Genomic DNA, 11885 nt, shown 5'->3' with positions numbered 1-11885 from the left:
CTTTCATTTGCTATGAGATTCTAGCATAGGCTGGTAAGAAGCTTGTTTCTATTCTTTTCTCTATAATCTTAATTACCAATAGTAAGCAGCGAAGAGCCTTATACAACTCCCATTTGCAAAATAGTAGGTTGAAACAAATGCAGTTAGGTACCATACTATATCTATGAACAACGATAATAATCTACCAAACATGCACCGTTTGCGGGTCAGTAAACTAGTCTGATGGAGACTGTCAGGATCTTGAACAGAACCTGAGCAAAGCTTTCATATTCGAATTTCTTCGAATCAGGAGCATATTCATCCTCATTTGGTTGACAAACTTTAAAACTAAATTATATCAACAAATCTTTAATCACCTTATGGTATTATTGCTTTAACTTTAAATTACGGAGGAAAGCTCAGCATGAATATATCTGCTTCAGTTACATCTAAACAAATAATGGATCTACTTTTGAATATAGCGGTCGTACGGCCGGTTTTTATTTGGGGGCCACCTGGAATTGGGAAGTCGTCCCTAGTTCAGCAATTTGCCGAAATGGTTGGGTTACCATGCGTCTCGCTATTAGGCAGCCAGCTCGCCCCGGAGGACTTGATAGGAGTCCCTCAGATTGTAGACGGAAAAAGTCGATTTTGTCCTCCCAGCATGATTGCCCGAAGTGAGCCCTACTGTCTATTTTTAGATGAATTGAATGCTTGTACACATGAGGTTCAGAAGGCTTTCTATAGTCTGATTCTGGAGAAGCGCATTGGAGAATACGTGCTCCCGGAGGGCTCTGTCGTAATTGGTGCGGGGAACCGGGCACAAGACAGCGCTATTGTGAAGCCAATGTCTTCAGCACTTATCAATCGTATGTTTCACGTTCAACTAAAAGTTTCTCACCGAGGATGGTTAGAATGGGCCTATAATAACGGAATTCATCCCATGGTGATCGCCTATATCGAGGCACGCCCCGATCATCTCTGGGTGCAGCCTCCGAAACACGAAGAACCGTTCTCTACTCCCCGGTCGTGGCACATGCTAAGCGATGCACTTAACGAATATGGAGACCATCTGCAGCTGGAAACGTTGGACATTTTGGCGACAGGTTGTTTATCCCCTCATCATGCCGGGCAATTCAAAGCCTTCTACAAGCAAACTAACAACAAATATAAACTGAACGCTATTCTGGAAGGCGAAGCCAACTGGCCTCACCTACCGGAAGATCGGGATGTATTGTACTTCATGGCGCAGTCCTTCCGTGCCCAGTTAATAAAAGAACTGCCAGATTCTAAGGACATACTAACCGAGCACCACAAGAAATTAGCCCACCGCGCCAAAGCTCTGTTAAAAAGTCTGAGCGCAATTAGTCTCGAAATTGCCCAACTCTCTGTTTCGAAGAATGAAATCGGGGAAAGTCTTCCTGATTGGTTCCTTGTGGAAATCGTCCGTGACCTACCCAGATTAGTACAGAAGAAGGATTCTTAAATATGGCAAAACTTAAATCAAATGAGCTTGACCCTGCTACAAAATCATTTAATGAGGGACTTCAATTCGTCAGCAATCACCCTATGTTCGCGCCTCTCGCATCTCATGCACGGTTTGTGCGCCAGGAGGGGAACCTCTGTCCAGAACATGGCTGGGCCATCACAACTAGCTATGGACACATTCATGCTAATCCTAAACGACGAGCGATGCCTGAGGAATGGGTGTACATTCTTGCCCATGCCTTGCTACACCTTGGTTTCGGGCATTTCCGGGTCAAGGAGCGGCAGGATTTGTGGAATGCAGCTTGTGATTGTTACATAGCGAAATTTCTTTATGACATGAAACTTGGCCGACCTCCTGCAGAAATGGCTGGTCGAGTTGAAATCGCTGCCAGAACTGAGGAAGAGCTTTATCAAAGTTTTATGGAAAGAGAGCTCCCCTCTTCGTTTCATAACCTGGGTACGGCCGGGCACGGATATCAGGACATGATACTTAATCCCCGAACAGCAGGTCACTACTGGGACAACGACGATATAAACTGGCAGGACTGTTTGGGTAAGGGGCTAACAATGGCCGTAACCAGCGCTGTTAACGTAACAGCAGGATATGAAGCCTACTTAGGTGCTAACAAAGACGTTTTGACACCCATACTAAAAGCCCGTAACTGGTTTATCAGTAGCTACCCTCTCATGGGGGCCATGGCGGCAGATTTTAAAATCATAGAAGACCCTGTGCTTTGCACTCGACTATCCATCTCAGTTGCTGCTGTTGATGCGGAGGCGAAAGAGATTTACGTTAATCCTGCTGCTGGCCTTGACGAGCAAGAGTGTCGATTCGTACTTGCTCATGAATTTCTGCATGTTGGGCTCCGGCATCATGCTCGTACGGATGGTCGAGATCCCTATTTGTGGAATGTTGCTTGCGACTATGTCATTAATCAGTGGTTAATGGAAATGGGATTAGGGGCATTCCCCAGAATTGGAGGGCTCTATGACCCTGATCTAAAAGGATTGTCAGCAGAGTCAATCTATGACCGTATTGTCAACGATGTAAGAATGTATCGTAAAATCGCTACATTCCGGGGAATCGGCCTAGGAGACATTTTGACCCCACGAATATCAGATTGGTGGGCCCGAAACGATGGAATTACGCTCGATGAATTTTATCGAAACTGTTTAAGTCAAGGCCTTGATTATCATTACGAGCAGAACCGAGGGCTGCTTCCTGCAAGTTTGGTTGAAGAAATCCGCGCACTGTCTCAGCCTCCTATCTTGTGGGATGTTGAACTAGCACAATGGTTCGATCATTACTTTTCTCCAATTGAAAAGGTTCGGACCTATTCTAGAATCAGTCGCAGACAATCTTCTACCCCAGAAATTCCTAGACCCCGATGGGTGCCAGATGCAGGTGACGAAGATGGTCGTACATTCGGTGTGGTCCTGGATACTTCAGGTTCCATGGATACCAAGCTACTCGGAAAAGCTCTAGGGGCAATTGCCAGCTATAGTATGTCAAGGGATGTCCCGTTGGTACGCGTAGTTTTCTGCGATGCGGTAGTGTACGATCAAGGATATCTTGCTCCGGAAGTAATTGCCGATCAAGTGTCCGTCAAAGGTAGGGGAGGTACCGTCCTTCAACCTGGAATCGATTTGTTAGAGCGTGCGGAGGATTTTCCGAAAAATGGACCCTTATTGATCATAACAGACGGATTCTGCGACAGAGTAAGCATCCGTCGCGAGCACGCTTTTCTTATACCCAAAGGTCAGCATCTACCGTTTGTACCCAAAGGCAAAGTTTTTCGGATGGATTAGAAAAGCCCTTATACGTGGTTATATCCTTGATGTTCCCCCTTTTGAACGAATTAAAAATTAATTTTTATGATAAAGACGGTAAGCCAGTATATAAAGTGCCCAGTGAATAACTAACTATTTAAACCACCTCATTGGAAAGGAGCTATCGAACTATGGATTTCCCACAATTAGAAGGTAAAAGAATATCACTGCTTCCACTTGAATTAGAACATACCGATGCGTTATTTCAATGCTCAAGATCTCTAGAAATTTGGGAATACCTCCCAATAAAAATCCAAACTGTTCATGAAATGGAGCGATTCGTTCAGTCAGCAATTTCAGAGCGAGAATGTGGAGCAGATTTTCCATATGTAGTTTTCGATAAAAAACTGAACAAAATAGTTGGGATGACTCGATATTTACGAATTTCACATGTACATAAAAATCTGAATATAGGTTGGACATGGTATTCTCCGGAGGTTTGGAGAACTGCAGTGAACACGGAGTGCAAATACTTGTTATTCAAGCATGCCTTTGAAGTATGGGAAGCTGTACGTGTCGAGTTTGTTGCAGCGTCCACCAATTATCGTTCACAAACGGCCATAGAACGATTGGGAGCTAAAAAGGAAGGAATTCTTAGGAAGAAATATAACGCAACGGATCATATCGTCTACAGTATTATTGATGAGGATTGGAACGATATTAAGAACCGACTTGAGAGATTTTTAGAGTATTCCCGTTAAATACCGATTGGGATGAAGAGTAGCTAATCGGAGGTTTTTGGAGGGGAATTTATGAGTGAACAATGGATACATGCTATGCATGGTGTGCCATGGACAACTAAGAAAACAGAGACAAAGGGGATTATTCGGAGGAAATGATGGATACCCTTGCAGGATTAAAAAACGTAGTAGGATTGCATCTAAGCATGAAACGAAGGCAAGATTTAAATAAACTTCAGGCGCTAAAAACATGGAGTTTTTGAAAATTGATTCTGATCAATCACAATCTATCGATTTTATAAATAGTTTCAAAAAACTTCAGCACTTACAACTAAGCGGTAAATTCGATGATTTGTCTCCCATAGGAAGCTGTAAGAACCTTAGCAGTATAGTCCTTCAGTGCACAGTTGAGCAAATGGATTTTGTCAAAGAGATTCCTTTAGAATATCTCCTCATAGATAACTGTAACGTTAATTGCGATCTGGAAGTGCTCAACGTCCGAACATTGAAGATGTTGGAGTTATCATCGATTGTAAAATTAGAGGATATTTCATTCTTAAGTAAATTCAAGTATTTGGAGTTTTTGAGTTTATCCTTATCAGATTGAGAAAATGATTGGGTAAAGGCATTCCAGATGCATGTAAACCCTTGATACGCCTGAGTTTATGCTTGGGTAAATATTCGGGGAGAAGCATTAGATATCCTGCTTTTGTTGCCGCGGCAGATGAGAAAAAGACTGGGGATTGGCTTGGGGGAAACCCGGACAATTTCCAGTCTTTGGTGAGTTGGTGGACAGTAATTTTTATTCCGGGACAGTTATTTGGGGGAGAGGTCAGGAATTATTGGTTGCTTAAAACAACCGCTGCCGCGAAGCCTCAAACAGCAGCACCGTCGCCGCCATAGCGACATTCAGCGATTCCGCCTTGCCCTGCATCGGGATAATAACCTGCACATCCGACTGCGCAGCAACCTCCGGCGACACGCCCTTGGCTTCGTTGCCAAGGATCAGCCACGTAGGCTGCCGCAGGTCTGTGTCGTAACACGAGCGCTGCGCCTGCAAGCTCGTGGTCACGAGCCGAACGCCACGCTCACGTGCACGCGGCAATAACAAACCCAGATCCGCCTCAATAATCGGCAGATGGTACATCGAGCCCATCGTCGAGCGGATGGTTTTCGGATTATACAGATCGACCGTGCCGCGGCCGAGGATAACAGCTTTGGCCCCAACGGCATCCGCGCTGCGGATGATGGTGCCGAGATTGCCTGGGTCCTGAACCCCATCCAGCACGACGGCCAGATCCACGCCTTCGGCCAGCAGTTCGTCCATGCCAAAACGCGGTCGAGTTACAATCGCTAAGACACCCTGCGGTGTCTGCGTATCTGAGCATTTTTCCAAGACAGCTTGGCTCACGCCAATCCATTCTACATAACCGATGGCTTGCTCAGCGAGTCCATCAGGTACTCCCTTGTCCAAGCTGTAAATGATCGTCTCCACCTGAGCTCCTGCGCGCAGCGCCTCTTCAACAAGATGGTATCCCTCAATCAGATACTTGCCTTGCTTGTCTCGGCCTCGCCGCTCCAAAAGCTGAACCCACTCTTTAACTCTTTCATTCTGAACAGACATAATTTTCGTATGATTAATCGTCATTTTATTTACTCCGCAAAAGTCACTTCAAAGGTTCGAAGATCTGAATTTTTACCAACGATAACAAGAACATCATCAGAATTAAGTGATTCCTCTGCGCTTGGCGGGATGATCAACTTTTCATTTTGTTTGATGGCAATGACGTTGCAGCCATATTTAGCTCGAATATCCAGCTTTTTCAGGCTCTTCCCTATCAACTGCTTGGATGCTTTTATTTCCACAATACTGTAATCGGCAGATAGCTCTATATAATCGATAATATTAGAAGATATCAAATGATGCGCTACTCGCTGTCCCATATCTCTTTCTGGATAAACGACTTTATCGGCGCCAATTTTCTTAAGCACTTTCCCATGCAAATCATTAACGGCCTTCACCACAAGGGTAGATATGCCCATCTCTTTCAAAATTAATGTGGTTAAAATACTGGCTTGAATATCTTCACCAATGGCCACAACAACAACGTCAAAGTTACGAATGCCCAAAGCACGCAAAGCTTCTTCATCCTTGGAATCTGCTTGCACGGCGTGGGTAACAAAAGCTGATATCTCCTGTACCGTAGCTTCACGATGATCAATCGCCAGAACTTCAAACCCAAGCTGTGACAAGGTTTTGGCAATACTTGAGCCGAATCTGCCCATTCCAATAATAGCAAATTGCTTCTTTTCATTCGGAGTCCTTCCCCCTTGCATTCAACAATAAACAACATTATAACACACTTCCTGCTGGCTTCTCACTCTTGTACCCGAGTGGGATAGTGTGGAAGGATGAAGCAGCCTAAACTTGCGCATATTAGAAGCGATAACGAATGGGAAGCGAGGTCCACGAATGAATATTAACTTAAGACAGGCCATCCTCCAGCGAGTCCAGAATAAATCGAATGATGAACTTCAGGAAATTATTGAAGATTCCATCGGCGGTGAAGAACGCGTACTTCCCGGGCTTGGTGTTCTTTTCGAAATCATATGGCAGCATAGTGAAGCCAATATACAAAATGAGCTCGTTGAAACACTAAAAGAACATCTCGAATAACTTGACGCTATGAAGCCGGCTGGGGATGTGCTTTGTGCGTATCCTTAGCTGGTTACCCTTTATCATGTAGAGAATTTACATAGAGCAGGAAATCTGCCTTGCAAACGTCGATCCGCTGTTCCTTCAACATAAGAGTCCCAAGCAGGAAGAAGCACTTGCAAGATATCATGGAAAGTTCTAAATGAATGAAACGCTGTACCTTCTTTCGTCAAATAAGCAGCTAAACTGGATCTCGCAAAAATCCAATCAGCGAAGCTCGAGCCATAATAATCACTGCTGCCGTCACCAATGTAAATTACTAAATGTCCTTCTTCTTTCAGCTTTTTCACTACACTGGCTTTGCAGCATCCGCACCATGAGCAAGCTTCATTGGAATTTTGGATGCCGAATTGATAATCGCCATTTGCCAAATAGGTAATTGGATTTCCAATGATATTGGCTACTGTTACTTCCTGATGACTTAGTATTTGCTCAATATAATAAACCATACCATCGCTCAGAACAGTGATTGGCACTTCTTTTTGTTTACAAAAGTCAATGAACTCCCTAGCGCCGTCTCGTAAATGAACGCCTTCAAGTATCGTATCTACCTGCTGCTTCTGACCAGCTAGCATAGGATAAGCCGCTTTAATCCAAGCGGAGGAACCGACCTTTTTCTCGCTAAATAGTCGGGATGCTTCTACAACTTCGGGTTCCTCTGTTACTCCAAGTGTGTCCATAATCAAATCGCCTACATCTTGTTCCATTAAGGTCCCATCAAAGTCGGTTACGACAACGACTTTTTGCATCTCGTTCACCCTCCCGAAAATAAAAATCCCCCTCTAAACTATCAACGAGAGGAGGATTTACAAATATACATATGATTATAGCACGGCGTTCGGGACCAAAGGTAGCGGCTTTTCACAGCTGCTTTGCATAACGTAATGTGTACCTAATTCGGAGGCATCATGGAAACCATGCATCGCTTCCAGTACGTGATAAGTTAACTCGCCATTTGCACGATGAGTTTTAGGATCACCGCTTAGAAGCGCTTGAGCCATCGCCGCGACGCCTAATCCACGACTGTTTTCTGTGTATCCATGAGAAAGAGGAACCGGCTCCCAATCCGAACCATGTTTACGAATCAGCACTTGACCTCCGAACGTATTTGGATCTGGAACACGCAAGGAGCCATGGCTGCCATAAATTTCAATATTGGGAAGCTGTGTGCCGCCCATAATATCAAAGCTTGTTACCAGTGTTGCGATCGCTCCATTATGAAAATCAAGCACGCCTGCAAGATGGGTTGGGGTATCTACCTTTATGACCTGACCGCGTTTCTTCTCACTGGTAATTGTCCTCTCAGGAAAGCTAACGCCTGTCGATCCCGTTACTCGACGAATCGGTCCAAGCATAGCCACCAGCGCTGTCAGATAGTAAGGTCCCATATCAAACATAGGTCCGCCACCTTTTGCATAATAAAACTCAGGATCCGGGTGCCAATGTTCGTGTCCTTTGGACATCATGAACGCTGTCGCAGCAATAGGTGTACCGATCCAACCATCTTGAATGAGCTTCACACAAGTCTGAATCCCTCCGCCAAGGAAAGTATCCGGTGCGCTTCCGACAAGCAGCTCTTTTCGACGTGCCACTTCTAGAATTTTCAACCCTTCTTCGCGAGTAACAGCAAGGGGCTTTTCTACATAAGCATGTTTGCCTGCCTCCAAAATTTGTATGCAAACGTCAGCATGTGCTGCCGGAATGGTCAGGTTAATAACAATATCAATTTGGGGATCGTTCAGCAGTTCCAGCACGGTATAAGCGTGAGGAATATTAAATTCTTCAGCCCTCGCTCTGGCTCTGTCCAAATCAATATCCGCACAAGCAACCAACTGCAAATGTGTAAAGGTAGGAATATTTTTCATATAGGCCGCACTAATATTGCCGCAGCCGATAATACCAACGTTCTTCTTGCCCATTTCTTATTTCCTCCTATTCGTTATCGTGCAGCCCACAGCATGCCACGGCGCATTAATTCTAGCGTTTCCGGCATTCGAACGATATTGGCTTGATGTCCGAGCGAATTATAATATACTTTGCCTGCCCCGTAAGTCTTTGTCCATACAACAGGCATTTCTACCTGGTCAAAATCGGTCACAGCATGTACCTGATTAGCCGGGTCAACGTGCATGTAATACTTTTCAGAAACGACAACGAAATCAGACATTCCCTCTGTCAACGGATGCTTGTCATCTTTGATTCGAACCGTATAAGTAACGCCATCATTCCCCGGATGAGCCACCCATTGACCTCCCACCATATATTGATATTCGGTTTCATTACGGAACGTATCGCCCATGCCTCCGTGACAGCCGGCAATCCCAGTTCCCCCCTCTTTGACTGCTGCAATAAGCGGTGCCAGTTGCTCTTTTTCTATGGTCCCCATGGTCCACACAGGCACGATCAAATCTACGCTCGCCAAGCGCTCGGCATTTCGGAAACTATCCAGCGTATTAGAGACTTCTACAGCAAAGCCTTCCTCCCGTAAAACACTGGCCAGAATCTCGCCAACCTCTTCGGGTTGATGACCGTCCCAACCACCCCAAACAATCAACGCTTGTTTAGTCATGTTCAATTCACGCCTCCTATGGATTCATCTATCCTTCTATTAGACTTCGCTGATTTTCACCCAACGACGCTGAGCGATCGATTGATCGACGGCTTCCAGCACCTCTTGGCATTTCACGCCGTCTACAAAATTCGGAACCGGCTGGCGATCTTCCGCCAGAGCATTCATCAATTCAACGACTTCATGGACAAAAGTATGCTCATAACCAATCGTATGACCGGCTGGCCACCAGGCATCCATGTATGCATGCGCGGGATCTGTTGCCAGCACGCGACGGAAGCCCTGCACATCCTCCGCATCATCCGTAAAATAAACCTGCAGCTCATTCATGCGTTCGAAATCAAACTTAACACTGCCCTTGCTGCCGTTTATTTCAAAAGAATTCGTGCAGCGGTGTCCAGGAGCGAAGCGTGTTGCCTCAAAGCTGCCGAGAGCACCATTAGCGAAGCGCGCCATGAACAAGGTTGCGTCATCCACCGTTACAGCACCTTGTGGCGCGTCTTTACTCCCCTTGGCACTTAATCCTGCCATGGAAGTCGGCAATGGTCGCTCCTTCACGAAGGTCTCACTCATGCCGATCACTTCCGTCATCTCACCAACAAGGAAATGCGCCAGATCAATGAGATGCGCGCCCAAGTCGCCGTGCGACCCCGATCCGGCAATTTCCTTCTGCAAACGCCAGACCAACGGAAACGTTGGATCTACGATCCAATCCTGCAGGAACCATGCGCGGAAATGATAGATCTCGCCGAGCCGTCCATCGGCAACGAGCTTCTTCGCAAGCTGTACCGCAGGAGCGAAGCGATAGTTGAAGCCTACCATGTGCTTCACCCCGGCCACCTCAGCCGCCTCGAGCATTTCCCTTGAATCTGCAAGGGTTAATGCCAGCGGCTTTTCACAAAACAAGTGCTTGCCGGCCTTAGCTGCTGCAAGCGCGATTTCCTTGTGCGCGTCACTTGGTGCATTGATATCGACGATGTCGATATCCGGATGCGTAACCAGCTCGCGCCAATCGGTGACATACCCGTCCCAGCCGAATTGCTCGGCTGCTGTCGAGACACCGCTTTCATCTCTGCCGCAAATGAGCTTCATTTTTGGCACAGCCGTCTGCGGGAAAAACATATGCAAATCCCGATACGCATGACTGTGCGCCTTCCCCATAAATTTATAGCCAACCATTCCCACGTTGAACGATTTCATCCTGAAATGCCTCCCTAATTTAAGTGATATTTAATCAGAAAAACGCTTCGAGGATTGACGAACCATAAGCTGGGTTGACAGCTGAATCTGCTTAGGATTGTCGCTTCTTGCGCCCAACACCCCTGTGAGGACACTTCGCGCCGCTTCCTTGCCCATTTCATAGAATGGCACGTTGATGCTGCTCAGAGGCGGATCGCTCAGCTTCGCCGCATCGGAATCATCACAGCCGACAACTGCAAAGTCGCGTCCCGCTATCCATCCTTTTTCTCGTAAGCCTTGCATCAAACCAATGGCCATTCGATCATTAGCCGCGAATACAGCATCGACCTGATCGCGGTATTCCCACAGCTTGGCTGCAGCTTCATAACCGCTTTTCCGGCTGTAATTACCTTGAAGTAACAGCTCCGGGGAAATGACCAAGCCTGCATCGTTCATCGCTTGTGTGTAGCCCCTAAGTCGATCGCTAGAGTTCGAATAGTCCGTTGAACCGTTCATGAATGCTATTTTGCGATAGCCCTCATCTTGCAAATGTCGAACGGCCTGATAACTGCCTTCTACATGGTCAGCATCGACCTCGTGAAAAGACAAGCCCTCGAAATGCTGATTCACCAAGCAGAATGGGAGGCCTTGCTGCTGCAGCTGCTCAAGTGACTGACGCTGCTGTGGTGTATTTCTTGAACCTAGAATGACACATCCATCCACTTTCTGTGAACGATAGAGTCGGGTATAATCTAAGCTTTCATCTGGTGTGAGCAGTGACAAAAGCATATCGTATCCTTGTTCCCTCACCTGCTCGCCGATCCCGCTCAATATTTCTGAGAAATAAAAGGCCGAAAAGAGATGCACTTTGGGCATATAAGGCAAGACAACCCCAAGATTGCCGCTGCGTCTTCGCGCGAAGCTCTGAGCAATCGCATTCGGATGATAGTCAAGCTGTTTGGCTGCTTCTAGTACACGTTCTTTTGTAGCAAGTTTCATCGGTCCGAGTCCATTAAACACTCGTGATACAGTCGCTTCAGAAACACCTGCCAATTCAGCAACTTCTTTTCTTGTTACCATGCTTTAAGCCTCCACCTAACTCCTGTTTCGCCACAATGTACACGCGTACATTTTCTCACCTCTATGACCTTCATGTCAATACTTACCTATAAAATTTTTACGAATATTTGCATATTTTCTTTTTCGACATGATTTTGATTATTCAACAAAGGAAACGAAGATAAAACAACTATAATATGTAAAAGTAACTAAAATATAATATTGTCTATCCTTTGCTTTTCGTTTTATGATAGGGAAATATAACTAACTATGATGTGGGAATGAGTGATCATAATTGAATGTAATCAGACGCTTTGTTCGCTTTTCCGCATCCAACGCTGTAAGTATGTTTAGAAAAAAGAAGGTCGTCACGCGTATTCATCAT

The 11885-nt window shown here is 45.7% G+C and carries 11 protein-coding genes; 4 read left to right on the top strand and 7 right to left on the bottom strand.

Annotation, left to right across the window (positions count from 1 at the left end):
* The first annotated feature begins 403 nt into the window (after positions 1–403).
* From FU659_RS27990 to FU659_RS27980, 3 genes are all read left to right on the top strand, one after another.
* Positions 404–1465, top strand: coding sequence for an AAA family ATPase (locus tag FU659_RS27990; protein WP_147950579.1), 1062 nt, complete (start codon positions 404–406; stop codon positions 1463–1465).
* Positions 1466–1467: 2 nt separating this feature from the next.
* Positions 1468–3276: a DUF2201 family putative metallopeptidase gene (locus FU659_RS27985; protein WP_147950578.1), complete on the top strand. Its 1809-nt coding sequence runs from the start codon at positions 1468–1470 to the stop codon at positions 3274–3276.
* Positions 3277–3428: 152 nt separating this feature from the next.
* A complete protein-coding gene (locus FU659_RS27980; RefSeq protein ID WP_147950577.1) occupies positions 3429–3998 on the top strand; it encodes a GNAT family N-acetyltransferase in 570 nt (189 codons plus the stop codon).
* Between the two features lie 829 nt (positions 3999–4827).
* Here FU659_RS27980 and FU659_RS27975 read toward each other — a convergent pair.
* Together FU659_RS27975 and FU659_RS27970 are read right to left on the bottom strand one after the other, a co-directional pair.
* Positions 4828–5625, bottom strand: coding sequence for a TrmH family RNA methyltransferase (locus tag FU659_RS27975; RefSeq protein ID WP_147950576.1), 798 nt, complete (start codon positions 5623–5625; stop codon positions 4828–4830).
* A gap of 5 nt (positions 5626–5630) precedes the next feature.
* Positions 5631–6314 (bottom strand): potassium channel family protein, encoded by a 684-nt coding sequence (locus FU659_RS27970; protein ID WP_147950575.1) that lies wholly within the window; start codon positions 6312–6314, stop codon positions 5631–5633.
* Positions 6315–6450: 136 nt separating this feature from the next.
* Between FU659_RS27970 and sspI the strand changes: the two genes are divergently transcribed.
* Entirely contained in the window at positions 6451–6654 is a 204-nt protein-coding gene (gene sspI, locus FU659_RS27965; RefSeq protein ID WP_147950574.1) for a small acid-soluble spore protein SspI, read from the top strand.
* A 62-nt stretch (positions 6655–6716) separates the two neighbouring features.
* Here the strand turns inward: sspI and FU659_RS27960 are convergent, their stop codons facing one another.
* The 5 genes from FU659_RS27960 to FU659_RS27940 all read right to left on the bottom strand — a co-directional run bounded on the left by FU659_RS27960 (position 6717) and on the right by FU659_RS27940 (position 11521).
* Positions 6717–7442 carry an MtnX-like HAD-IB family phosphatase gene (locus FU659_RS27960; protein ID WP_147950573.1) on the bottom strand — a complete coding sequence of 242 codons (726 nt, stop codon included), beginning with the start codon at positions 7440–7442 and terminating at the stop codon, positions 6717–6719.
* Between the two features lie 75 nt (positions 7443–7517).
* Positions 7518–8612, bottom strand: coding sequence for a Gfo/Idh/MocA family protein (locus FU659_RS27955; protein WP_147950572.1), 1095 nt, complete (start codon positions 8610–8612; stop codon positions 7518–7520).
* 20 nt (positions 8613–8632) lie between these two features.
* Complete coding sequence (locus tag FU659_RS27950) at positions 8633–9262, bottom strand: ThuA domain-containing protein (RefSeq protein WP_147950571.1); 630 nt, start codon at positions 9260–9262, stop codon at positions 8633–8635.
* A 39-nt stretch (positions 9263–9301) separates the two neighbouring features.
* Positions 9302–10462 carry a Gfo/Idh/MocA family protein gene (locus FU659_RS27945; protein WP_147950570.1) on the bottom strand — a complete coding sequence of 387 codons (1161 nt, stop codon included), beginning with the start codon at positions 10460–10462 and terminating at the stop codon, positions 9302–9304.
* Positions 10463–10492: 30 nt separating this feature from the next.
* Positions 10493–11521, bottom strand: coding sequence for a LacI family DNA-binding transcriptional regulator (locus FU659_RS27940; RefSeq protein ID WP_147950569.1), 1029 nt, complete (start codon positions 11519–11521; stop codon positions 10493–10495).
* Positions 11522–11885: the final 364 nt, after the last annotated feature.

It is taken from the genome of Paenibacillus sp. N3.4 (assembly GCF_008017805.1).
Classification (GTDB): Bacteria; Bacillota; Bacilli; order Paenibacillales; family NBRC-103111; genus Paenibacillus_E.
This window is presented reverse-complemented; position numbering and strand designations above follow the sequence as displayed.

Coding starts and splice junctions, on each gene's coding strand:
- FU659_RS27990 (WP_147950579.1), top strand. CDS start 404: ATGAATATATCTGCTTCAGTTACATCTAAACAAATAATGGATCTACTT.
- FU659_RS27985 (WP_147950578.1), top strand. CDS start 1,468: ATGGCAAAACTTAAATCAAATGAGCTTGACCCTGCTACAAAATCATTT.
- FU659_RS27980 (WP_147950577.1), top strand. CDS start 3,429: ATGGATTTCCCACAATTAGAAGGTAAAAGAATATCACTGCTTCCACTT.
- FU659_RS27975 (WP_147950576.1), bottom strand. CDS start 5,625: ATGACGATTAATCATACGAAAATTATGTCTGTTCAGAATGAAAGAGTT.
- FU659_RS27970 (WP_147950575.1), bottom strand. CDS start 6,314: ATGCAAGGGGGAAGGACTCCGAATGAAAAGAAGCAATTTGCTATTATT.
- sspI (WP_147950574.1), top strand. CDS start 6,451: ATGAATATTAACTTAAGACAGGCCATCCTCCAGCGAGTCCAGAATAAA.
- FU659_RS27960 (WP_147950573.1), bottom strand. CDS start 7,442: ATGCAAAAAGTCGTTGTCGTAACCGACTTTGATGGGACCTTAATGGAA.
- FU659_RS27955 (WP_147950572.1), bottom strand. CDS start 8,612: ATGGGCAAGAAGAACGTTGGTATTATCGGCTGCGGCAATATTAGTGCG.
- FU659_RS27950 (WP_147950571.1), bottom strand. CDS start 9,262: ATGACTAAACAAGCGTTGATTGTTTGGGGTGGTTGGGACGGTCATCAA.
- FU659_RS27945 (WP_147950570.1), bottom strand. CDS start 10,462: ATGAAATCGTTCAACGTGGGAATGGTTGGCTATAAATTTATGGGGAAG.
- FU659_RS27940 (WP_147950569.1), bottom strand. CDS start 11,521: ATGGTAACAAGAAAAGAAGTTGCTGAATTGGCAGGTGTTTCTGAAGCG.